Source organism: Hoylesella shahii (assembly GCF_937990675.1).
Classification (GTDB): Bacteria; Bacteroidota; Bacteroidia; order Bacteroidales; family Bacteroidaceae; genus Prevotella; species Prevotella shahii.
The window spans coordinates 60,311-85,215 of record NZ_CALKQY010000041.1 but is presented as its reverse complement, the minus strand read 5'-3'; the positions used below and the strand labels follow the sequence as shown (position 1 = coordinate 85,215).

19 protein-coding genes and 1 tRNA gene are annotated in these 24,905 nt (G+C 44.5%); 6 read left to right on the top strand and 14 right to left on the bottom strand.

All coding sequences use genetic code 11. The features are described 5' to 3' along the window. Positions 1-293 precede the first annotated feature (293 nt). The 8 genes from QME03_RS06230 to QME03_RS06195 all read right to left on the bottom strand — a co-directional run bounded on the left by QME03_RS06230 (position 294) and on the right by QME03_RS06195 (position 7,221). Positions 294-1,043: a polyprenol monophosphomannose synthase gene (locus tag QME03_RS06230; RefSeq protein ID WP_025815260.1), complete on the bottom strand. Its 750-nt coding sequence runs from the start codon at positions 1,041-1,043 to the stop codon at positions 294-296. A 95-nt stretch (positions 1,044-1,138) separates the two neighbouring features. Further along, on the bottom strand, positions 1,139-1,897 hold the full coding sequence (locus QME03_RS06225; RefSeq protein WP_274946728.1) for a lysophospholipid acyltransferase family protein: 759 nt from the start codon (positions 1,895-1,897) through the stop codon (positions 1,139-1,141). Between the two features lie 226 nt (positions 1,898-2,123). Then, a complete protein-coding gene (locus tag QME03_RS06220) occupies positions 2,124-3,299 on the bottom strand; it encodes a metallophosphoesterase (protein WP_281723804.1) in 1,176 nt (391 codons plus the stop codon). Between the two features lie 32 nt (positions 3,300-3,331). After that, on the bottom strand, positions 3,332-4,126 hold the full coding sequence (locus QME03_RS06215) for a vitamin B12 dependent-methionine synthase activation domain-containing protein (protein WP_281723803.1): 795 nt from the start codon (positions 4,124-4,126) through the stop codon (positions 3,332-3,334). Positions 4,127-4,191: 65 nt separating this feature from the next. Next, complete coding sequence (locus tag QME03_RS06210) at positions 4,192-5,520, bottom strand: dihydroorotase (protein ID WP_281723802.1); 1,329 nt, start codon at positions 5,518-5,520, stop codon at positions 4,192-4,194. Then, complete coding sequence (locus QME03_RS06205; protein ID WP_281723801.1) at positions 5,520-6,308, bottom strand: DUF4369 domain-containing protein; 789 nt, start codon at positions 6,306-6,308, stop codon at positions 5,520-5,522. The genes QME03_RS06210 and QME03_RS06205 overlap by 1 nt, the downstream gene beginning before the upstream one ends. Before the next feature lie 177 nt (positions 6,309-6,485). Then, positions 6,486-6,899 carry a hypothetical protein gene (locus tag QME03_RS06200; RefSeq protein ID WP_025815254.1) on the bottom strand — a complete coding sequence of 138 codons (414 nt, stop codon included), beginning with the start codon at positions 6,897-6,899 and terminating at the stop codon, positions 6,486-6,488. After that, positions 6,883-7,221, bottom strand: a complete 339-nt coding sequence (locus QME03_RS06195) for an FtsB family cell division protein (protein WP_281723800.1) — start codon at positions 7,219-7,221, stop codon at positions 6,883-6,885. The genes QME03_RS06200 and QME03_RS06195 overlap by 17 nt, the downstream gene beginning before the upstream one ends. Before the next feature lie 298 nt (positions 7,222-7,519). On the opposite strand from QME03_RS06195, the gene QME03_RS06190 reads away from it, so the two are divergent. After that, positions 7,520-9,343, top strand: a complete 1,824-nt coding sequence (locus QME03_RS06190) for a DNA polymerase III subunit gamma/tau (protein WP_281723799.1) — start codon at positions 7,520-7,522, stop codon at positions 9,341-9,343. 919 nt (positions 9,344-10,262) lie between these two features. Here QME03_RS06190 and asnA read toward each other — a convergent pair. Next, positions 10,263-11,300 carry an aspartate--ammonia ligase gene (gene asnA / locus QME03_RS06185; RefSeq protein ID WP_025815252.1) on the bottom strand — a complete coding sequence of 346 codons (1,038 nt, stop codon included), beginning with the start codon at positions 11,298-11,300 and terminating at the stop codon, positions 10,263-10,265. Positions 11,301-11,607: 307 nt separating this feature from the next. Here asnA and QME03_RS06180 point away from each other — a divergent pair. From QME03_RS06180 to QME03_RS06165, 4 genes are all read left to right on the top strand, one after another. Then, positions 11,608-11,681, top strand: a tRNA-Arg gene (locus tag QME03_RS06180). Positions 11,682-11,794: 113 nt separating this feature from the next. Then, entirely contained in the window at positions 11,795-13,966 is a 2,172-nt protein-coding gene (locus QME03_RS06175) for a nuclease-related domain-containing DEAD/DEAH box helicase (protein ID WP_281723798.1), read from the top strand. Positions 13,967-14,405: 439 nt separating this feature from the next. After that, the gene (gene pepT, locus QME03_RS06170; RefSeq protein WP_273148177.1) at positions 14,406-15,629 is read left to right on the top strand and encodes a peptidase T; all 1,224 of its coding nucleotides are present in this window, start codon (positions 14,406-14,408) and stop codon (positions 15,627-15,629) included. 196 nt (positions 15,630-15,825) lie between these two features. Continuing rightward, a complete protein-coding gene (locus QME03_RS06165; RefSeq protein ID WP_281723797.1) occupies positions 15,826-17,373 on the top strand; it encodes an L-lactate permease in 1,548 nt (515 codons plus the stop codon). Positions 17,374-17,584: 211 nt separating this feature from the next. Here QME03_RS06165 and queF read toward each other — a convergent pair whose 3' ends face one another. Together queF and QME03_RS06155 are read right to left on the bottom strand one after the other, a co-directional pair. After that, positions 17,585-18,049 carry a preQ(1) synthase gene (gene queF / locus QME03_RS06160; RefSeq protein ID WP_025815245.1) on the bottom strand — a complete coding sequence of 155 codons (465 nt, stop codon included), beginning with the start codon at positions 18,047-18,049 and terminating at the stop codon, positions 17,585-17,587. Positions 18,050-18,275: 226 nt separating this feature from the next. Continuing rightward, on the bottom strand, positions 18,276-18,965 hold the full coding sequence (locus QME03_RS06155) for a queuosine precursor transporter (RefSeq protein ID WP_110369956.1): 690 nt from the start codon (positions 18,963-18,965) through the stop codon (positions 18,276-18,278). A gap of 249 nt (positions 18,966-19,214) precedes the next feature. Here QME03_RS06155 and QME03_RS06150 point away from each other — a divergent pair, with 249 nt between their 5' ends. Continuing rightward, positions 19,215-19,841 (top strand): Type 1 glutamine amidotransferase-like domain-containing protein, encoded by a 627-nt coding sequence (locus QME03_RS06150; RefSeq protein WP_281723796.1) that lies wholly within the window; start codon positions 19,215-19,217, stop codon positions 19,839-19,841. 193 nt (positions 19,842-20,034) lie between these two features. Here the strand turns inward: QME03_RS06150 and QME03_RS06145 are convergent, their stop codons facing one another. The 3 genes from QME03_RS06145 to QME03_RS06135 form a co-directional block, all read right to left on the bottom strand. Beyond that, positions 20,035-20,952 (bottom strand): DUF4886 domain-containing protein, encoded by a 918-nt coding sequence (locus tag QME03_RS06145; protein ID WP_273148511.1) that lies wholly within the window; start codon positions 20,950-20,952, stop codon positions 20,035-20,037. 38 nt (positions 20,953-20,990) lie between these two features. After that, positions 20,991-22,913: a heavy metal translocating P-type ATPase gene (locus QME03_RS06140; protein ID WP_281723795.1), complete on the bottom strand. Its 1,923-nt coding sequence runs from the start codon at positions 22,911-22,913 to the stop codon at positions 20,991-20,993. A gap of 404 nt (positions 22,914-23,317) precedes the next feature. Continuing rightward, on the bottom strand, positions 23,318-24,427 hold the full coding sequence (locus tag QME03_RS06135) for a UDP-N-acetyl glucosamine 2-epimerase (protein WP_273114478.1): 1,110 nt from the start codon (positions 24,425-24,427) through the stop codon (positions 23,318-23,320). Positions 24,428-24,905 lie beyond the last annotated feature (478 nt).

Below are 24,905 nucleotides of genomic sequence, written 5' to 3'. Positions count from 1 at the left end.
AACAAAGAGAGCTGTTTGGATGTACGTTTAAGCATAAATATCTGCAAGAATTATATTGTAAAGGTACAAAAACTTGCAGATATAAGCAAATAATTTATAGTATAATATGCTATGAATCAGAGAAATATTAGGTTTATAAGGGAGGACTAATTATCGTATCGAGCAATAAACAAGTTCAATAACTCAGCAACTCATAAACTCACTAACTCATAATCGTACAAACTCATAATGCCATGAAAAGGAGTGGAAGCCGCAAGTGCTTTCCACTCCTTTTCATGTTCACCCATGGGTGTTCATTCTTTTATTGGGGGATATTTACGAAGCCATCCATCGAGTCTTAAACGCATCACTCCAAAGAAAGCTTCACCAAATATGCCTCCACTCATTTTGCTTGTTCCTTCTCGTCGGTTGACAAAGATAACGGGAACTTCTTTTATTTTAAAGCCTATTTTATAAGCGGTGTATTTCATTTCGATTTGGAAACCATAGCCTTTGAAACGCACTTCGTCGAGCGGGATGGTTTGAAGTACCCTGCGACGGTAGCATTTAAAGCCCGCTGTGGTGTCGTGAACCGTGAAACCAGTGACGAAACGCACGTACTTAGAGGCGAAATAACTCATCAGTACACGCCCGATAGGCCAGTTTACAACGTTTACACCACTAACATAACGCGACCCAATAGCCACATCAAAGCCTTCGTCATGGCAGGCCGAATAAAGCCGAGGCAAGTCTGTTGGGTCGTGACTAAAGTCGGCATCCATCTCAAAGATATACTGATAGTCGCGTTCTAGCGCCCACTTAAAGCCCGTGATATAGGCTGTTCCCAATCCCTGTTTGCCTTTTCGCTCAAGCATAAACAAACGTTCGCCAAACTCGGTTTCCATCAGTCGGCGCACAATGGCGGCCGTTCCGTCGGGACTTCCGTCGTCGATAACAAGGATATGGAAACATTTTTCGAGTGCAAAGACGGCTCGAATAATTTTCTCAATGTTTTCTTTTTCGTTATAAGTAGGGATGATAACGATGCTGTCGCTTGTGTTCATGCCGTGTTCTGTGTTGGTTCTACTTTTGCAAAGGTAAGGTTATTTCTTAGAAGTTCAAAGCGCAACGTGCGTGTTTTTTGATAACAAGGGTGCGATTATTGGTCGGGATTGTATTCAAAGCCTTGATATTGGGGCACAAGTCCGTTCATTATCACCTCATAACTTTGCTGTTCTAGAAACTTGATATTGTCTGGTCCTTGCGAAATTGGCATTATCGGGGCGTGTATTGTGAGCCTTAACCTGTGCCATCTAGCCCATTTTAGGTCGCGTGTTCGTGGCATAACGTCGAACGATCCGTTGATGGTTACTGGCACAATGGGTAATTGCAACTCGTCGGCCAACATAAAAGCTCCCCGTCTAAACACGCCCATATGGCCTGTAAAGGTGCGTGCGCCTTCGGGGAAAATCACCAACGACATGCCATTCTTTAGGGTTTGCCGAGCTTCGTCGATGGTTTTCTTTATCTTCGAGGCACTGCGTTTGTCTACAAAGATATGGTGTGCGGCCTCACAAGCCTTACCCACTAGGGGGATTTTGCGGAGCGATTGCTTCATCATCCATTTAAAGTTGCGACCCAAAAAGCCATAAATCATAAAGATATCGAATGCTCCTTGGTGGTTGGCTGCAAACACATACGATTGCCCAGGCTGTAGATTTTCACGACCTTCTACCTTAATGGGTAAGAACAATATGCGAATAACAAACCACGACCAGCATTTACCTGGATAGTAACCCCAAACGTGTCCGTTGCCTAAAAAGCACCCCACGATGGTTACGAGGGCTGTTAACGCTGTGGCCAAGATTATTAATGGATAAGCCACTAACAACTGATAGATACGATAGATAATTAACATTGTTGTTTCTATGAGATATTGATGGGTTCACAAGTCGAACAGCTAACAAGCTTAATGCTTAACAAGTTAACAAGCTAGCAAAGCTATAAAGAGCTTATTTGGGATTTATTCAACTACTTGCTGACTGATATACTAAGCTTCCACACAAGCATTTAATTTAATCCTTAGCCCACTTACTCCTTTTTTACTTACTCCTTTACTACTTACTCCTTTACTACCGTACTACCTACTGCACCTGTCCGCGGCGCAAGGTGATAACTACCACCTCGGGTGGAACGCCGAAACGGAAGCGAACAACTCCTCCCAATCCCGAAGAAATAAAGAGCGAGCGTTGTCCTTGAGTGTATAGTCCCTTGTCTTGATGAAGTAATATGCGTGTGGGGCGCAATCCAAACATATCTACTTGTCCGCCATGGGTGTGCCCCGAGAGTGTTACTTGCACGTTGCTACTGGGTAATATGCTGCGTTCCCACGACGAGGGGTCGTGCTGAAGCAATAACACGAAAGCGTTTTTGTTCACCCCTTTGAGGGCCTTAGCCAGGTCTGAGCGTTTGGGGAATGGCGGTTTGCCATCGTTTTCGGTACCAGCCACCACGATCGAGTCGGCTCCACGATGTATCACTCGATGTTCGTTAAGCAACAAGTACCATCCAAACTGACGTTGTCGCGACACCATTTCGCGCTCGTTGGCTATCTTCACGGCCTCATCTCCGTTGAAATACATGCTGTAATCGTGATTTCCAAGTACCGAGTACACCCCATCGCGAGCGTTAATGCTGCTTAAGAGTTGGCGAAAAGGATATAATTCTGAGGGCTGCACATTCTGCAAGTCGCCCGTAAACACGATAGCATCAGCGTGTTGAGCCATAATTGTGTCTACTGCTCGCTCTAAAAAGTGTGCATGTCTGCCTACAAAACTACCCACATGCGCATCGCTAAACTGCACTATGCGATAGCCATCGAAAGCCTCTGGCAGGTCGGGCGAGTAGATTTCAACTTGCTTTACAACTAAGCGATTGGCTTCGATGGTCCATCCGTAAGCAAAAAAGCAGATACAACACAACGCCAACATATAGCCAACAGCCTTTCCCCAGTTTGTTGTGGAGTGCTGCATGCGTGCGATGGCACGCCCCACGATGGCGCAACACACGTAAACAAATTTAGGAACAACAAGCAATCCCAGACAAACGATAAAGATGTTGAGCACCTCAACGCTGTCCGGAATGAAGTTTTTAGCTGTTGCCATCACGATAGTAAACGCCACCATGCCCAGAGTTATCATCCATCTGAGCGTGCGCATAGGCCATTTTGCCTTGCGTTTACTTTTCCAATTGCGCCGTTCGATATAGAGATCGGGCAAGAGGATTACTAATAATAGAGGTATGAGTATTCTTAAAATCACTTGCTTAATATTCTATTTACGCCCTATTGCGCTTACTGCACAAATTTCTTTATCATATTCAACGGAACGCCACGGCGTTTGGCGTAGTCGGCTAGTTGGTCTTCGCCTATTTTTCCTAAATCAAAATACTGTGATTTGGGGTGTGCAAACATTAGTCCCGACACGCTTGCATGCGGTTGCATCATGCCTGTGGGGGTTAGATGTATGCCTATTTGCCCCATATCAATAAGTTCGTTGAGCAGAAAATTTACGCTAGTGTCGGGCATCGAGGGATAGCCCACGGCTGGCCTAATACCTTGATAAGGCTCTTTAAGCAACTCTTGTGGGTCGAAATTCTCATCAGGCGCATAGCCCCAATAATGTTTTCGCACCTCTTCGTGCATGCGTTCGGCTGTTGCCTCGGCCAATCTTTCACCCAACACTTTAGCCATCATCTGCTGATAATCATCGCTTTTGAAGTCGTGTTCTATGCTTGGGTCTATCGTTGTGGCAAAGGCTCCCACCTTATCTTTTATGCCACTGGCCAGCGGCCGCACAAAGTCGGCCAAGCAAAGATTGGGTGCCCCAGCGCTTCTTGGTTTCTGTTGGCGCAGCAAGGGCAGGCGTTTATCGCCTATAAGGAGGTCGTCGCCATCGCTGTTGGCATCGAAAATATCAAAAACGGCAAACGTTTCATACCGCGTTTCCATCATATCGAGCATCTCTTCGGCCTCGTTGCGCAACTTCTCTTTCTCTTCTTTGGGTTTCCCACTCATGCCCCATGTGTGGAAAAAGTATAGCCAACTGATATATGGGCGCAGTTCGTTGACTTTATATTTTAATATCATCTCTGTATTATAGCAATATATTTTGGGGGTTAACAGCATCAAGGCGCATGCGCCACATTAGCCCATCAATGTTCGAACTTCACCTCTTCGCCATGATATTGGGCATCAAACATGCCGTTTTCATCAAGCAAAAGATGCCCGTTACAGATGGTTGTTACCACCCGCCACCGAAATTGTTCGCCCTCCATTGGGCTCCATTGGCATTTGCTTTGTATGCAATCCTGGTTCACTGTCCAAGCTTCGCCCCGTTTAACAATGGCCAAATCGGCCTTATATCCTGGTTTAATAAATCCGCGTTTGCTCACTGCGAACAATCGCGCCGGTGCATGGCACATCAGTTCCACCACCCTTTCAATCCTTAGCACACCTTTTTCGCATAGTTCGAGCATTGCAGGCAGCGAGAATTGCACCATCGGCATGCCCGAAGCAGCTTTGCCCGCCCCACCCATTTTATCAGAAAGCAGATGCGGCGCATGGTCGGTACCCACCACCGTGATGCGTCCATCGGTTAATGCTGCCCGCAAAGCCTCGCGGTCGGCCCGTGTTTTCACTGCAGGATTACATTTAATCCTTGTGCCACGTGTGCGATAATCGTCATCGCAAAACCATAAATGGGCAATCACAGCTTCGGCTGTGATAAGCGGATGATGACCAAACAGTTGTAATTCGCGTGCGGTGGTGAGGTGCGCCACATGCAGTTGTGCACCATATTTGGTGGCCAGTTCCACGGCCAATGCCGACGAACGGAAGCAAGCCTCTTCGTTTCTTATTTGGGGATGATGCTCAATGGCAGGGTCGTCGCCATACAAGCGTTTGGCTTCGGCCATATTTTGGTTAATCAGCACAGTGTCTTCACAATGCGTCATGATGGGCAGCGGGGCGTTCTTAAATATTATTTCAAGCGTCTCAAGCCTATCCACCAGCATGTTTCCTGTGCTAGCGCCCATAAAAAGCTTTATGCCTGGCAGGCGCTTAGTGTCTAACTGCTCAAAGAGGGCAGCGTTTTGGTTGGTTGCTCCAAAGAAGAAGCTATAATTAACATGGCTCTTGTGTTGTGCAAGCTCCAGTTTTTGGTTCAGTGCTTCGAGTGTTGTGGTTTGCGGAAGTGTGTTGGGCATTTCGAAAAACGTTGTTACGCCTCCGTATGCAGCAGCTCTACTCTCGCTCTCTAGGTCGGCTTTAGCTGTTAATCCGGGTTCGCGGAAATGCACATGGTCGTCTATCACGCCTGGCATAACCACACATCCCGTGGCATCAATCCTTCGTTGAAACGTGCCTTGTGGCACTTCTTCGCCTTCAACAACACTTTCTATCAGGTCGTTGTCAAGGGTTAAGCATCCTTTAAATGCCCTTCCCTCGTTTACTATCGTAGCACCGTAAATTAGTGTTTTCATTATTTTGCAGGCTTAGCCAAATCGTTTGGCGTGGGCGCAGGTGCCACAGGAGGCGTTGTTGTGGTAGATGCGCTATTAGACACGGGCACATCTTTCATGCCATTCATAATCTGCTGGTTCTCTTGCGCCTTGGCATAATAGTCTTTCACATAAGCATCGTTCTTAAACTTATCAGTGGCTTTGCTCATGATGTCTTCAATCCATGGGGTTAGTTCAGGGTAATCATAGCCTATAGTAACCATAAAAAACACGCCAGGACCTAGCACGTTGTCGAAGTTTTCGCATACAAAAGATGTGATGAGCCTATCCTCAAGCCCCGACAGGCGTTCGGCTTCGCTGTTCAGCCGAGCGTTAACCACATCCATATTGCTACCATTCATAATGGCTTGGTCGTGCTTATGCAGCAGTTCTTGTTCTTGATTTTTAAGTTGGTTATACTTATTAAAGAACTTAAACAGTTTATCGTTTAGCGGCGTTCCCGACACACTTTGTTGTGCATCGTCAAGTTTCACCAAGATTTTTCCATCTTCCAGCACCAGAGGCAGCACGCTTTCGTCATCCATAAAGATATTAGCGATGCACACAGAGTCTAGCGAGCCAGAGAATCCAAACTTGCCATGCACCACGTCACACGAGTCAAGTTTCTTGTATTCATTATCTTTTAGCACTTTCAGGTATAGCTTTCGGCCGTCAAGGGTTGAAATATTGGAAGTGCCTTCGATGTTATAACTGCCTCCACATGATGTAAGCAGCGCCAACGCGAGCAATGTATATAGAAGTTTTTCCATAAGTTGATTGTTTCTGTCTGGTTTCACAAAGATAATACGCTTTTATGGGTTTTCGAATTAATTTCAGTCTATTTAATTCATTAAGCCGTCTTTTAAGTATTTTTTGAGAAATTCTCTAATGCTTCATAACAGCTTTTGGCGTACTTATATATAAAGAGGTGTAGCGGTGCTTAAGGTTTATTTATTTTTGCATTTCTTCATTTCTGAATCTATGCGATGCACAGTATATATCTCTAAAAAGGCTGCAATGAGCAGCAACACCACCCATTTATTGTACAAATAGTCTACATAGGTAATAGCACTATTAAAAATGGGGCGAAAAAACATAAAGGCGGTGTCTACCATTAATATGCCCGAAAGCATAAAAAAGATGTTGGCCACGCTCTGAATGCGTTTTAATCGGCGCAGCACAAAGTCGCTGCCTTCATAGGTTTGCATTGATTGCATCAGGCTGAACATAACCGCTCCAGCCAAAAACAGCCAACAAACCACCTGCTGGTGCCACATAAAAGCAAAGCAGCCAGCACCAATAACCATCAGCACACCACCCACGGCAAACACAATAGTTTGTATTTTATTCAGTTGTTTCATCTTGTTTTTGTGTAGGTTTCTCATCGTCGCTCAGCACATAGATATCTTCGTCGTCGGTTTTCATAAAGTAGCGCTCACGCGCTATCTTCTCAATGGCTTTGGGGTCGCGCCTCAATTGGCGTAGCCTTTCCGAGTCGGTGTTGTGCCGTTCATTATATTCTTTTATTTGTTTCTTTAAATCACTTATCTGTAGTTCGTACTGAAAACGGCGCATAATGCTGTTATCGTCGATAAACACAACGATAAGTATGCCCACTACTATTACGATTAAGTAACGATAGTGGTTAAGCATCTTCCCCAGTTCAGTCCATTTGCTGCTCATTATAGCTTAGATATTTGTTGCAAACTTACAACTTTTTTTTCAATCGCCACGCACCACGGGCACACTTATTGTGTAAATAATTCTACTGCAACTACTTTTTGGCCACTTCGCAATAGCTTTTGAGCCTTGACGCACACGCCGTATATTGCGCCCCAACAATAAAAAGGCGCGAACAAAAAGAAAAGCCAAAAATAATGCGTAACTTTGCAACATGGGCAAAACCACGCCCCACTAACGGCCCTAAACACCATTCCTTGGGCCTTTACCAAACACATTAAGCAACACAACACTTCTACGTATGGGAGAATATATCGTATCGGCACGCAAATACCGCCCCATGTCTTTCGACTCGGTGGTGGGCCAATCGGCTCTTACCACAACGCTGAAAAACGCGGTGAAAAGCGGAAAACTGGCCCACGCATACCTCTTTTGCGGTCCGCGAGGGGTGGGCAAAACCACCTGCGCACGCATCTTTGCTAAAGCCATTAACTGCCTTACACCAACCGAAGCGGGCGAAGCATGTAACCATTGCGAAAGCTGCGATGCCTTTAACGACCAACGTTCGTACAACATCTTCGAACTCGACGCGGCCAGTAACAACTCGGTTGAGAACATCAAAACGCTGATGGACCAAACACGCATTCCACCACAGGTGGGTAAATACAAGGTTTTCATCATCGATGAGGTGCACATGCTCTCTACGGCGGCCTTTAACGCCTTTCTTAAAACACTGGAAGAGCCTCCTGCTCATGTCATCTTTATTTTGGCTACTACCGAAAAGCACAAGATTTTACCCACTATCTTGTCGAGATGCCAAATTTACGACTTCGAGCGAATGACTGTTCCGGGAATTATCGACCACCTTAAAGGCGTGGCCGAAAAAGAAGGCATTGCCTACGAAGAAGAAGCGCTGGCAGTGATTGCCGAAAAAGCAGACGGAGGCATGCGCGACGCACTATCTATTTTCGACCAAGCAGCGAGCTTTGCTCAAGGCAATCTCACCTACGAAAGCGTGATTGCCGACCTCAATGTGCTTGATAGCGATAATTATTTTAACATCATAGACCTGGCCATTGAAAACAAAGTGAGCGACATCATGCTGCTGGTAAACAACATCATTGCTAAAGGCTTTGATGGTGGAAACCTAGTTAACGGCTTGGCTTCGCATGTGCGCAATGTGCTCATGGCCAAAGACGAGAGCACCTTGCCTCTGCTCGAAGTGAGCGCACGACAACGCGAACGCTTTAAAGCACAGGCTCAAAAATGCCCCACTCCTTTTCTTTATAAGGCCTTGCAGGTGATGAACCAATGCGATATTCAATATCGAGCAAGCAGCAATAAGCGACTTCTGGTGGAACTTACGCTTATACAAGTGGCGCAAATAACGCAACCCGAAGACGAACCTGCTGCGGGGCGTAGCCCCAAGAGCTTGAAATCCCTGTTCAGAAAACTTGCCTCTCCCCAACCTAAACCGGCTCAACAGGTGGTCGGTGGGGAAAAAACAATGGCGCGCACTACATCGGCAACGCGCACCGAAACGATAATCGCGCTCGCTACCGCGTCTCCCAACCCTGCCAATACTGCTACAACAACTTCGCATCAAACCAGTAGCACACCCACTGCCAACCCAATACGCACCGGAATGCCTACAGGGAAACTGAAATTGCACAACTTGGGTACTTCGTTTGCCGACCTTAAACGCGGACCGGAAAAAATGGGAGTGGTGAAAGAAGAGGAGATTACAAATAAAGAAGAGTGCAACGTGTTCTCGCAAGAAGAACTTGAACTGCAATGGATGGCCCTTTGCAACCGCATGCCGCCAGCTATGGTGGCCATTGCTACGCGCATGAAGAACATGCAACCACGCATTACCGACTTCCCCAACATCGAGGTGCTGGCCGATAACGAAATTGTGATGGAAGAGGTGAACAATATCAGAACACGCATTGAAGGCGGACTGGCGAAATACTTGCACAACGGACAACTGAAATTGCACATCCGATTGGCCAAGATGGAGGAGATGAAGCGTATTCTTTCTAAAAAAGAAATTTACGAAAACATGCTTAAAGCTAATCCTGCCATCGACAAACTGCGCAACGCACTGGGCCTGGAACTCGCTTAATAATGATACATTTAGGGTGGCCCATGGCTGTTTACTTCGTGGTAAATAGCCATGGGCGATTTGTTTTGTGGCTGTGTGCATCGTTGCTCCTTATTTTCATCTTATGCCAAGATGCTGACCAATGCCACGTAACAAGCAACTTGTTTTGAACTAAGCATGTAACACAAAATTGTTAATTAGGTAAATATATTTTACAAAACACACTTTCTAGCCGAAACATTCTAGAAAAAATCTACTCGTAAAAGCGATATAAAATGCGCAAAACAGACAAGATTTGCGACTAACAACAAGCGCTTCTCCCCGCTCGCATTTGCAAAACACTATGTTTTTGCCTTTCTCTTTGAAGAAAAATCTCGAAATTTTGCATTCGCAACAACCAAAAAATGCAGCAAAAACACTTGACTTTACTGGCCAATTAGCACCAAAACACCTTGCATTTAGCAGCAAAACGCAGTGCATTTAGCAACAAAACGCAATGCATTTAGCAACAAAACGCAAGGTGTTTTGCTGCTAAACGCAGGGCAATTTGCTGCAAATAGCTTCTAAAAGACACAAAAAATGGCTTAAACAATAGTATTTATGGCCTATTTCCTCGATTTAAAAGAAAATCTGCTTGCTGCTTTTTACAAAGCGTTTTACCATGCTTTGTACGCCTTTTACACGTAAAAAGGGCGCAATTTTCGCTTTTTTCACCACAACCATCAGTAAATCAAACGGTTACAAACTTTAAAAATACGCGTACAAATAAGCCCAACGCCCAGATTTTTTACGGCGAAGGCACTCATAATGTTAAAATTTAGTACAAATATTTTACAATCTCATCTACCTATAAACCTTGCAATATCGAGCCAAACAAAGACACGAGCCACAATGAATGCACCATAAAACATGCACCAAACAGTGTACCTACAGATTTGGATTAAATCAATGGCATGCCCGCAGCTTGGCATTCGGCGCGCATTTCGTCGCTCCAGATACTGGCTTGAATTTCGCCCACATGCGCCTTTTGCAGTAAAACCATACACAAGCGACTTTGTCCGATGCCACCGCCTATACATAAAGGCAGTTTACCCGAAAGCAATTGTCGATGAAAATATAATTGTGCACGATGCTCTTGGCCTCTAATCTGCAGTTGTCGCAACAAAGCCTCATCGTTAACACGTATGCCCATCGACGACAATTCCACCGAACGCCCCAGCACTGGATACCATATAAGGATGTCGCCATTAAGTCCAAAGCGGCCATTTTCGGCCTCTGTCGACCAGTCATCATAGTCGGGCGCGCGTCCATCGTGTGGTTTACCATCGCTAAGCTCGCCCCCAATACCCACAATAAACACAGCGCCATACTTTTGGCAAATGGCGTCTTCGCGTTCTTTTGCTGTAAGATTGGGATACATCTGCAGCAATTCTTCGCTGTGCACAATATGAATATCGGCAGGCAGAAACGGCTGCAAACCGGGATAAGTTTCGCAAGTGAGATACTCGGTGCGTAAAATGGCAGCATAAATGCGGCGCACCGTTTGTTCCAAGAAGTGCAAGGTGCGCTGTTCGGGAGTGATAACCATTTCCCAATCCCACTGGTCTACATAGAGCGAATGCAGATTATCCAACTCCTCATCGGCCCTAATGGCGTTCATATCCGTGTAAATGCCATAGCCTGGTTTTATCTTATATTCGGCCAACGTTAGGCGTTTCCACTTGGCCAGCGAATGCACCACCTCGGCACGCGCGTCGCCCAAGTCTTTTATGGGGAACGTAACGGGACGTTCGATGCCGTTAAGGTCGTCGTTAATGCCCAGCCCTTGCATCACGAAAAGCGGTGCCGTAACGCGGCGCAAGCGCAGTTCGGTGGAAAGATTTTGCTGAAAAAAGTCCTTTATCAGCTTTATTGCTTGCTCCGTTCTCACTTTGTCTAAGTGTGCATGGTAACCATTTGGCTTTATCAATGTACTCATCTTACGAAATATTATTTTGCTGTACAAAGGTAGCAAAATAAACAATAAATGGGCAAAACACCGAAAAGAATAATACAATTTGTTATATAGCGCCACAAAACTACATCAATTAGCAACCTAATATCCCTTAATTACATACATCATAAAAGTCTCTTTCGCCCTCACCACAGTTGCTTCATCTCAGCAAGTGGCCTTGCTAAATATTTCACCGCCATGCAGATAACCCCAAACCGCCTTTATATTTAGCGTCAAACCATTTGCTCAAACCAACAAAAATGCTTACTTTTGCAGCGCAATAAGTAACAAAGGCCTCGTAGTTCAGCTGAATAGAACGCAGGATTCCGGTTCCTGAAGTCGTGGGTTTGAATCCCGCCGGGGTCACAAAAGGAGGAATGCTAAGGCGTTCCTCTTTCTTTAGTTCTCCGAACATTAAGATCTTCTTATATTTTAACTATCCACCAACTTATACAGACATGGCCATTTTTTACCCTTCAATGGAAACAATCTCTAAATTTAAAATTCCTCCCACTGATGGTGAATTAACCTTGCTGAACTTCTTGCAACAATCGTTAGATGACTCATATGAGGTGTATTTTAACCCATATCTGAATGGAGACCGCCCAGATGTAATTATCATGCGTGAGGGTAATGGCGTAATGGTGATTGAAGTTAAAGATTGGAATCTTGACCACTTCATCGTGAATGAGAAGAAAAAATGGGTTTACTCTCCAACTAACGCCCATGTTAAGTCACCTATTGATCAGGTTCTTAAATACAAGAATAATCTTTTCGACCTACATGTTGACAAATTGCTTGAAAAGAGAATAAATGATATCAGAAGCTTTAACTTTGTTACTTGTGCAATTTATTTTCACTGTGCTTCTCAAAACGAAATAGATAATTTATTGGTTCAACCGTACAAAGAGGATAGAAAATACCAAGATTTTCTAAAATACAACATAGACTTAATAGGCAATGATTGCCTCGAAAAAGAACATTTCAATATAATACTTCTGAAAAGATACCTGAGTAGAAACAAACATTCTTTTCTTTTCACAGAAGACATATATAAGAGTTTTAAACGCATTCTATCACCTTCTATACATCTGAAAGAGCAGGGTATTCCCTATAATTACTCACCAAAACAAAGAGAAATAATTTATTCCACAAATTTAGAACAGCGAGTTAAAGGGGTATTTGGCTCTGGTAAAACAACCGTATTGGCAGCAAGAGCTGTACAAGCATATAAACGAGCTCAAACTAGGAACAATAACCCTCGAATTCTTATACTGACCTATAACATAACACTTAAGAACTTTATACATGACAAATTGATGAAGGTTGATGAAGAATTTCCTATGAATAACTTTATCATCATCAATTATCACTCTTTTATTAATGCAGAATTAAACAATCTTAACATTGAATTTGACATTCCTGAAGATTATCCAGCAGATAGAATCGGACAATATTTAGATGAACACTATTATTCAAATATATCGCTCTTTGAAAAACACAACGCGGGAATAACAAAATACGATGCAGTATTTATTGATGAAATTCAGGACTATAACCGAACATGGATGGAGATTATAAAGAATTATTTCCGCGATCCACAGGGAGATTATGTGCTATTTGGAGATGTAAAACAAAACATATACGGACAAATGGTGATAGGAAAAGATGTTGTTACCAATGTACGTGGCGTGAATGAATTAAAGTATTGTTACCGTTCTGATCTCAAAGTTAGAGACTTGGCACAATCCTTTCAACGCAATATCTTCTGTGACAAATACGACATTGATGACTTTAGTGAAAATGGAAGTTGGACTTTCTTTGGTCACGAACAACAAAAAGAAGGATTAATTAACTATACTTATCTTTCAAATGCGGATACAATTGCTTCTCTATACACCATTATTAGAAGTTGTATTCTTAATAACACTAACAATATTTCTCCTAATGACATAACTATACTTGGCTATACAGCAAATCATCTACGACTCTTTGATTGCTACTACCGTTATGCTTCGCGTGAACACACAAAATCTATGTTAGAAACTATAGAAGCCATGTATATGGTACACCTTAACTATTTTGGAAAAGACCTGAACAATGCTGATAACTGGTTCAAGAACATTTCTAATTACTTGAGCAAAAAAATGTTTCCCAAAAGGAACGAATTATTTGAGAATGATATAATTAAATTGCGCCAGCACATAGCTAAATTGCTAACGATATACGACCTTTACTCATCATTTCCCAATACATTCAATAATCGTTTAAAAGAAGAATGTGAAGCCTGTGGTATTTCAATTGAAGCTTTTTGTGCATTCGTCAAACATTATAATATTGAGCTGTCCCCGTTTAAAACAAAAGTCTACAACTCAAACTATAAAACCATCCGCGACAACAAGAAGTTCCATTTCTGGATGAATTCTGGAACTATCAAGATTTCAACCATCAATTCATTTAAAGGATGGGAAAGTGAAGTTATATTCCTTATAATAGAGCCTCAATACGAAAAGACAACATATTTCAACCTTTCATTTGACGAACTTTTATATACAGGATTGACACGATGTAAAAGAAATCTTTTCATTGTTAATTTTGGAAATGAGAAATATGACCAAAAGATGCGCCCTTTAATAGAACATCTAAAATAACCTCTAATTAAAATGAATTTACAATCATCCATAACAGATAAATTTCTTATACAAAACTAAATCTAATATGTTCTACTGGCAATCTCAGCAAGTCAGATATAAGACAAAAGATTTTGCCCTTTTGTTTTGCCTTTTTGAAACATTTCGTATCTTTGCAAAACCAACTGCAAGCCAAAGGCTTTATCTTTGCGACGAACATTGGTGTGCAGACGCCTTTATTGGGCAAAAATATAGATAAATACATTAACATCAAAAGGAAATAAACCCACACGAACGGCTGAACAGCTGCCAAACGCAACTTTTGAATAAAAGGAATGCACCAAACAGAAGCATACACCATATAAAATAGCAACACGAAAGAAGCGCCAAAGCAAATGCCAAACCACGCAAAAAGGAGAAAAAGCCCTATTCCGTGGCTCGTTCAAACTTAAAACCAAACATGGAAATAACAGAAAGATTTATTAATTATACCAAGTTCGACACACAGTCGGACGACAGTTCGGAGTCGGTTCCGAGCACCCCGAAACAACTTGTTTTCGCTGAATATCTTAAAAAAGAAATGGAGCGAGAAGGGCTTAGCGATGTGGAGATGGACGAAATGGGCTATCTCTATGGAACGCTGAAAGCCAACTGCAAGAAAAAAATACCAACTATCGGTTTTATCTCTCACTACGACACTAGCCCCGACAGCAGTGGCAAAGACGTAAAGGCACGCATCGTGAAGAATTACGATGGTGGCGACATAGAATTGTCGCCAGGTATCGTGTCGTCGCCAACAAAATTCCCCGAACTAAAAAGTCATGTGGGCGAAGACCTCATTGTTACCGATGGTACAACGCTTCTAGGAGCCGACGATAAGGCCGGTATTGCTGAAATTATGCAAGCCATGTGCTGGTTGCGCGACCATAACGAGGTGAAACATGGCGATATTCGCGTGGCCTTTAATCCCGATGAAGAGATTGGAAAGGGTGCACACCACTTTAATGTTGAAAAGTTTGGATGCGAATGGGCCTACACTATCGATGGCGGAGACCTGGGAGAACTGGAATACGAAAACTTTAATGCGGCCTCGGCAAAAGTGAATATCAAAGGCGTTAGCGTGCACCCTGGCTATGCTAAAGGGAAAATGATTAACGCTAGTAGACTTGCTTGCGAGTTCTGTGCTATGCTTCCCCACGACGAAACGCCTGAAACAACAGAGGGATACGAGGGATTTTTTCACCTCATTGGCATGCAAACAAGCACCGAAGCGGCTAAACTGAGCTATATTATACGCGACCACGACCGCGATAAGTTTGAAGACCGTAAGGCGTTTTTCGAAAAATGCGCACGCATCATGAACGAAAAATACGGCGAAGGAACGGTTGAAGTGCTGCTAAACGACCAATATTACAACATGAAGGAGAAGATTGACCCCAACATGCATGTAATAGACATCGTTCTACAAGCCATGATGCAAAGTGGCGTTTCGCCCAAAGTGAAACCCATTAGAGGCGGAACGGATGGAGCACAACTGAGCTATAAGGGTTTGCCTTGCCCCAACATCTTTGCTGGAGGCGTTAACTTCCACGGCCCATACGAGTTTGTCTCGGTGCAGGTGATGGAAAAAGCCATGAACGTAATCACAAATATTTGCGAGATTGTGGCCGACTATAACGACTAAATCGTCGTAGACTTAAACCATAGAATGGGGCGAATGTTCTTTTAAAGTGCATTCGCCCCATCACTTTTTATGACAACAACGCTGCATTTATCAGTATTTTTTATTACATTTGCCACATGCTTTGCAGACCACAGACAACAAACAAAAACGCAACACAAGCCTGCAACAACCACTATAACCAACAAAACAACTCCTTATGGCCGCACTAGTTTCTATCCTTCCCATCGTTCTGCTATTCGTCTTGATGCTTGGTTTCAAGATGGCAGGCCACCGAAGTGCCTTTATTTGCTTACTCATCACGGCCGCCATTGCCGTGTTTTTGGCGCCTGCCATGCAGTTTGCGCCACAGGGTTTTACGCAAATGGGCGTGGCATGGGCTTTTGTGGAGGGCACGCTCAAATCGGTGTTCCCCATCCTTATCATCATTATGATGGCACTATTTAGCTATAATGTGCTGGTACAAAGCAAACAAATAGAGGTTATCAAGGCGCAATTCACTTCGTTTTCAGACGATGATGGCATCACGGTGTTGATGCTTGTTTGGGGTTTTGGCGGACTGCTTGAGGGCATGGCAGGCTTTGGAACGGCTGTTGCCATACCCGCAGCGATACTTATTTCTTTAGGCTATAAACCACTGTTCAGCGCATTGGTGTCGCTCATTGCTAACACCGTGCCCACGGGATTTGGTGCGGTGGGCGTGCCAGTGATAACACTGGCCAACGAAATTGCCCCTGGTGGAGCAGCCTCGCAAGCACTTATCTCGCAACTTTCTGTTTATGCCGTGCTGCAATTGTCGTTGCTTTATTTCGTTCTTCCTTTTATCATCCTTACACTTACCAATCACAGTAAGAGCGCCATATTCAAAAATTTGTGGCTCTCGTTATGGGTTGGAGTGGTGTCGTTTGGCACGCAATATCTCGTGGCTCTCCATCTGGGAGCCGAAACTCCTGCCATCATTGGGTCGCTTGCAGCCATTGTGGCCATTGTGGTTTATGCTAAAGTGTTTGCGCCAAAGAAGAAAACGGAGAGCGAAAAGGCTTACACAGCCAGTCAAACGCTTATGGCCTGGGCGGTATATGCCTTCATTTTATTGTTTATATTGATTTCGGGACCACTCTTTCCATCCATTAACACTTTCTTAAAGTCTACGCTGGTGTCGCGAATTGCTTTGCCCATCCATGCTCCAGGCACCGCTTTCTCGTTTGCGTGGATTGGCAATGCTGGCCTAATGCTGTTTCTGGGCACGGTGTTGGGCGGTTTGGTGCAGGGAGTTTCGCCCAAAGAGTTGCTCGTAACGTTGGCCCGCACGGTGGTAAACCTTCGCAAAACCACGATTACGATTATCTCGCTCGTGTCTTTGGCTGCCATAATGAACTATTCGGGTATGATAATTGTTATCGCCGACACGCTTGCAAGCATCACAGGGAAGGCTTACCCGCTGTTTGCTCCGCTAATCGGTGCCATCGGAACATTCGTTACTGGTAGCGACACATCATCGAATATTCTCTTTGCTAAATTGCAAGCCAACGTGGCAACTCAGCTTCATCACGCCAACCCCAATTGGATAGTGGCTGCAAATACCACTGGGGCAACAGGCGGTAAAATGATTTCGCCACAGAGTATTGCTATTGCAACGGCGGCTTGCGACATGCCTGGCAAGGATGGCGAGATACTAAAATCGGCCCTTCCCTATGCGGCTTTGTACATTGTAATAGGCGGATTGATGGTGCTGCTTGCAGGATAAAAGGGGGGATAAACTGTTAACAAGGCGTTTGTTAACAAGAAAACGAGTTGGCCAATAAACAAGTTTGGGAGCTACAAATACTTTACTCGCCACTTGTTTATTGGTCAACTCGTTTAAAAACAAATTTGTTGCCCGGCAACTTGCTCAACCAAAAGCTGTGTTTACGCGTTAGCTATCCAACTTGCAAATCACAAATTCAGGTGAACACAACTTAACCACCATACTCAGCAAAACGCTTTTCGGCCATTTCAGCGTACTTTGTGTTAGGCATTCCGTAGTTGGCATAGGGGTAAATGCTGATGCCACCTCGAGGAGTGAACAGTCCAACCACCTCAATATACTTGGGATTCATCAGCTTTATGAGGTCTTTCATGATGATGTTCACACAGTCTTCATGAAAATCTCCATGGTTACGAAAGCTAAAGAGATATAACTTTAAGCTCTTACTCTCAACCATTCGCACGTTGGGAACGTAAGAAATACGTATTTCGGCAAAGTCGGGTTGGCCTGTAATAGGGCACAGCGAGGTAAATTCTGGGCAATTAAACCTTACCCAGTAATCATTTTCGGGATGCTTATTTTCGAATGTTTCCAACACTTCGGGTGCATAATCCATGCTGTATTTGGTGCTACTTCCCAACGATTTTAAGCCTTCGGTTTCTCTATTCTTTTCCATTTTGTTATCTTTCTTGGGTTTATAAGTTTATAAGTTGTTAAGTTGGTGAGCCTTAGAAACCATATCATTCACAAGTTCATAAGCTAAAAGTCCAAAAGCTTATCAACTTTAAAACTCATTAACTCATTAACTCACAAACTAATCAACTCAAAAACTTATTAACTCACAAACTAATCAACTCACAAACTCACCAACTTATAAACTCATCAACTCATCAACTCACAAACTATATACTCAACACACGCCAAATGCTATAGTTTACATCGTTGTCGTAAGTATCAACCTTCTCGTGTTGCTTTACATAACGCACCAAACGAATGGTCAAAGGCAACGCAACAATCTCGTAAGCGGTTTTCAAAATCACCTGCCAAAGCATCAACCAAGGCAATTCTTCGGTGGGAACAACACCCCACAACGCCAAGGGAAAGAAGATGATTGAGTCTACCGACTCGCCGAAAATAGTGCTAACCACAGCGCGCAACGAGAAGTTTTTACCACCCGACGACAGTTTCATCTTGCTCATTATATAAGCATTAACAAAAGAGCCACAAATGAATGCGAGGAAAGAAGCGAACGCTATGCGTGGAGCGAGGCCAAAAATCTGATGAAACCCATCATTATTGGTCCAGTAAGGTGCACCAGGTATCACGTCGCAGATGGCTCCAAGCGTCACGAAAAAGAAGTTCATGGCAAAGCCAATCCATATCAACATGCGCGTTTTTTTGTATCCCCAAACCTCGCATACACAATCGTTGATGATGTACGACACAGGGAATACGATTAATCCACCTGTCAAACTGATTGAACCAAACGCTATTTGCTTTGTTTCTAACACGTTTGCCGCTATCAAGCAAACGCAAAAGAGTATGCTGAAAAGCATGAACAGCACACTCACTTGATTATCCTTGTTGTTCATAATTCTTGTTTTTAAAGAGGTTTACCAAGCACTCTATTTTTAATTGTGGCTGCAAAGGTACAACTTTTTTCGCGTTTCTTTTGCTTGTCCGCTGGTTTTTATTAATTTTGGAAGCCGTTGAACATGTCGGAAAGTTAATTACACCACGCGTTAACGGCTTAACCAACAGGCGGTTTAAACACCTATATAAAGATGGGAAAGCCCCACAGAGGCCAACATCCCTCCTATCTATTCACAAATAACATTCAAATGATGGTTAAACTATTCTTATGCTCCTATTTTGCCGCTGTTTCGTCTTTCACACCCCAGTTTGTAGGTGGCGACTTGAAAGGTAAGAAGTTGGCGTTCATCCCTACCGCAAGTTTGTTCGAAGAATATACCGACTACGTTGACGAAGCCAAAGAGGCTTTCGAGAATTTGGGATTAAATATTGAAGTGTTGGACGTGAGTGGCGCGCCCAAGGATTTAATCGAACGCACACTGCAAAGTTGCAACTTGATTTATGTTTCGGGCGGAAACACGTTTTACCTACTACAAGAATTGGAAAAGAGTGGTGCAAAAACCATTATACTCGAACAAGTGAAAGGAGGCAAACCCTACATTGGCGAGTCGGCCGGTTCAATTATTATGGCACCGAACATTTCGTACGCAAAAGACATGGATGTAGCAGAAAAGGCTGCACCGCAATTAAAATCGTTCGAGGGTTTGGGACTGGTAGACTTCTATCCGCTCCCCCATTACAAGAGTTTCCCTTTCGAAGAAGTTACCGAAAAAATGCTTGTCAAATATGCCAAGCTGAGGTTAAAACCCATCACCAACCAGCAGGCGTTGTTTGTAAACGGTAACCAAACCACGCTTATAGAGGTTAAGCAATAGGCCAAAAGGCTGAATTTGCCGAATAAAAGGCGTTAGATTGCAACGTACATGTTTACGAACCTACACGCCCAACACCATTCTAAACATGGTAGCCACGTGCTTACCATGCAAGCAAAACGTCCACTTCACCCGTTTGGGCTAAACAAAAATCAGGCGTAATGTACCTTAAAGGTATTTCACGCCTGATTTCATTCTATTTCTTTTCAACCAGTCCGCCTGCCGAAACCTTTGTGGCGGTGTTGACAATATCTATTGGCGAACATTCAAAAGGTAGTTCAACAGCGAGGTGCGCCGCCCATTGCGCCACCGCTATCTGGGCCTTATTAAGTCCCTTTGGTGCATATCTGTTGCCAACAACTTTCGTTCCGAACAGGCATTCGAACCAGGTGCAGGCCGCCGTATAACGTCCCAACACCAGGTCGAGGTGGAAACCGTCACGGTTAAGATGGTCGCCAACAAACGAGGTGCGGGCATTTTGAATGGCCGTGCCCACGGGAACAAAGAGGCTAAACTGTGCGTTTTCTTTCTTCAAGCGTTGTGCACCCTCAACGATGGCACGATACATCTTGTCCTGATTGCGGTCGTAGTTGGCAAATCCGCCATGCGTTGAGTTCTGTGCGTATGCCCAAGTAACGTGCCATATCAGCTTAGTGGTGGCGGGAACACGCGCCCGAACGTAGGCGATAAGACTGTCTAAATGGGGTTGGAAACTGCTGTACATGCCCGAAAGCTGACTAACCTGTTGCAAGCTAACGTAATCCCACTGCTCGTCGCGCAAAGCCTTGTCGAGCGTATAGTTGGCCGTACGGGTCATTTTACCGTCTATTCCTATCTTGCGGTAGTCGTAATCGGGTTTGTTGCTCTGCGCATTTCCCCAATGTCTTTCAAGCGAACAACCGCCAATATACATGTTGCCGATAACCATCTGATGCCCCGTAGCAGCCGCCAACTCAAAGAGGTTCTGCTCAATGGCATCTTCCGAAAAGCTGTTTCCGATGGCCAACAACTTCAAAGGCCGGTCGGCAAAGGCCACCTGCACACACAAAACCAACATCAATGACAGCACCAAAGCTAGCCCACGACTAAAAATAGCAAAACGTTTTCTCTGCATATTATCTTTATTTAGAGGGTTAAGTTATTCTACGAAAGCTATTTGGCCAACTTCAAACGCAAGCTGTTGAGCACCACACTTACGCTAGAAAAAGCCATAAGAGCACTGGCCCACATGGGCGTTATCTGGAAATTGATGCCGAAAAGATGGGGCACACCTGCCGCAAGCGGTATGCACACCACATTATATATAAAGGCCCAAAACAGATTTTGCCCAATCATAGCCGTTGTTTTACGGCTTAGGCGTATGGCTTGGGGCAGTCGGCGTAGGTCGTCGCCCATCAAAGTGGCCTGCGCTGCATCCATTGCCACGTCCGTTCCGCGCCCCATCGCGATGCCCACATCGGCCAAAGCCAATGCCTGCGTGTCGTTGATGCCGTCGCCAACCATCGCCACCCGCTTGCCCTCGGCTTGCAGTTGGCGCACCATGTTCTCCTTATCCTGTGGCAAAACCCTACTGCGATAGTGTTTTATTCCCGCCTTTTCAGCCCAATAATGCGCGGCCTCATCCTTGTCGCCACTCATCATATACACCTCGATGCCCATGTTTTGCAACTCGGTCATAGCCTCTTCGGCATGGGGTTTAAGGGTCTCGCGCATTTCAAGTGGTAGGTCGTCGGCCTTGGTAAAGTCGATATTCTGATTAGGAATGGTGAGCGTTCCCGTTTTGTCTATCACCATCGCGTTAACCGTTTTCAAACTTTCAAGTGCAGCCGCATCTTTTATCAGCACATTCATCTGCGCTGCTTTGCCAATGGCCACCATCAAAGCAGTGGGCGTGGCTAAGCCCATGGCACAGGGACAAGCAATAACCAGCACGGCCACGGCCGAGAGAATGGCTTGCGGAAGGGCCGCATTTCCGCCCACCAGCCACCACAAAAGGAAGGTGACAAGGGCTATCAAAGCCACCGCGGGCACAAAAACACGCGCCACACGGTCTACTACGCGCTGCACGGGGGCTTTGCTTCCTTGTGCCTCTTGCACCATCTTGATGATTTGAGCCAAGGCCGTTTGTTCGCCAATTTGTTGTGCCTTAAACCTAAATTTGCCTTGCGATACAACCGTTCCTGCCAGCACCCGCGCCCCTTTTTGCTTTAAAGCGGGGCTAGGTTCGCCAGTTATCATACTCTCGTCTACATATGCGCCGCCCTCGGTCATAAAGCTTTCGGCTTGAGTTACGATACCATCAACGGGCACTTTATCGCCTGCTCGCACTTCCAACACATCGCCCACGGCTATAGTTGCAATGGGGACATCGCGTATTTCGCCAGCTTCAACGAGTCGGGCAGTCTTGGGTGCCAGTCCCATTAGCTGTCTAATACTGCCTGCCGTTTCGCTTTTAGCACGCTCTTCTAATAAACGACCAGTAAGTACAAAGGTGATAATCATCACCGAAGCATCAAAATAGGTGTGCCATTCAATGCCTCGAACACTCCAAACGGCATCGCCCCAAAAGGTGTTAAACGCACTGAACACAAAGGCAATGCCTGTGGATAAGGCCACCAGTGTATCCATATTGGCCGACGCATGGCGCAATTGCTGCCACGACTTAACGAAAAAGCCACGACCACACACCACGAAATTGGCCAAGGCCAAGAGCAAAGCCACCTGGTTGTTCATAGCCTTTCCACCCAGATTTAGCCACCCCATCGACACGCACATGCACAATATGGCGAAGACCCACGAAAGAAGTGTGGATTGTTTTAACAGCTGCAACTCGCGCCTTTCGATGGCTTCGACCGAACGATTGCTCTCTATCACAAGGTCGTAACCAATGGCGTTGACCTCACTTTTCATCTTTTCCAGACTTATTTCTGTGGCATCATATTCCACCAAAGCCGTTCGCGCCAGCAGATTTACCGATGCACTTTTTACGCCCGATAGCGAATTAAGTTTCTTTTCTACGTTGGCAGAACAGGCCGAGCAAGCCAATCCCACCACAGGAAGTGTACGTTTCTCCATTGTTTACTGATAAAAAAAATGACACCCCTACCCCATTATAAGGGGGAAGGGGGAGTAATAGGTGATATTTAACTGATTGGTTGATGAGAAAACGAGGATACGAGTAAACAAATTGACGAGTTGTCAAGTTAAGATTTAACCCAAATTGGTCATTAGAGCCTAAATAGGTTGTTTTATTGTCGAGCATCTTGTCTGTCTTTATAATGCAGGCGTAGCAGTCTACGTTAAGTTACAAAGACAGACAAGATGCCAACAAGAAAATAAAAGATGCTTGGAAACAACACATAAACAAGAATTCTGGAAACCTTGGGGTATAATAACCGATTGGGGTTTAAACTTGTTAACCTGTCAATTCCTTCATCACGATAGTCGTAAAACCCTCCGCGCCACAACTTATTAACTACTCAGTCCCTCGCTTTTCTTTGTTCCAACAAGATGCTAACAATGCGGTCGGCACTTCGTCCATCCCATCTTTCGGGTATCGAAGCATGTTTCCATTTACCTTCTTTCAGTGTGTTAAGAGCTTCGCCCAATGCTTTAGGGTCTTCGCCAACTAGCACATTGGTACCCAATTTCACCGTTTCAGCATGTTCGGTATAACTATTTAGCGTTATACAAGGCACGCCATTAAAGGTAGCTTCTTCGGCAACATTACCCGAGTCGGTAACAATTCCCTTAGCGTGGGCCGTGAGATAACCAAACTCAAGATACGAAAGCGGACTAACCACATGCACATTATCTGCGCCTCCCAGCTGCTCCAAGCATTCGTTAACAGCCTTAGCAGCAGCTCCGCGCAATGGTGCAACCACGGGGATATGGGCAGATACAGCCACAATTTGCTCGACCATAGCCACGAGATTGGACTTATTGGCGATGAGTGCCTTACGATTTAGGGTGAAGACAAGATACTCGCCATCCTGCAATTGCAATTCAGCAAGCAATGCGGGACGAACAAAACGCGTATGATTAAAGCGCAAGGTGTCCATCAGGATGTTGCCCACCATATATATTTTAGACAGTTCAGCGCCCTCGCGTGTGGCTATACTATTGCTTTGCATGCCAGCAGTAAAGAGCAAATCGCTAAGCATATCTGTAACCAAACGATTGATTTCTTTAGGCATATCGATGTCGAAACTACGCGTTCCAGCCACTAGATGGGCCAGTAAGATACCCTTTTTCTTGGTTACAATGGCTGTGGCGAGCGTAGAAGCAAGGTCGTCTACCACCAAAACAACGTCGGTGGGATGAGCTTGCAGATACCTATCGAAGGCCGAAACAACCTGTCCGGTAATATCGTTTAGGTTCTCGCAGTCCACACCGAGGTACACTTGTGGGCGTGCTAGTTGCAAATCGTCAAAGAGTGTGCCCTCAAGCGTAGGGTCGTCTTCACGTCCAGCATATACCAATTGGTAATTAATGTCTCTTCCTTGCCCTTTGGCTTTCTCTATTGAATGCACGATGGGCGCCACTTTCATAAAGTTTGGGCGCGCCCCCGCTACGATACAGATGTTCATTTTCGTCTATTTTATTTAGTACAAAGGTACAACTATTTGGCGAAAATGGCACAAAACATCATGAGGTTTTATCACATCTCTGTGGCAAAATTAACGCCCCTTCCCTCTTGCTTCAGCATAATTTTGCACTAATCATGCCACTCGCCACATTAAACAACCAGCAAAACCAACACTAAACTCATAAAACGCGATGAAAAAGAGCAAAAAATATGGAATAAAAAAGTAGGTTGTTCAATAAAATATTTTACCTTTGCAACTAATAAAGAAGCATATAGGCGAACTCAAAAAAAATACAATCAGCAACCTAAAACGAACCTCATTGCCGATTAACAGAAGCTACAACAACAGCAATAAACGACAAGAGGCAAGCCACGTTGTTAACAAAAACCTCAAGAGAAAGCCAACTAAAACAATAAAATGAGGCACACTTGGGACTAAACGCAAGGGCTGACGGCTATTTTATAACGCAAAACAATCA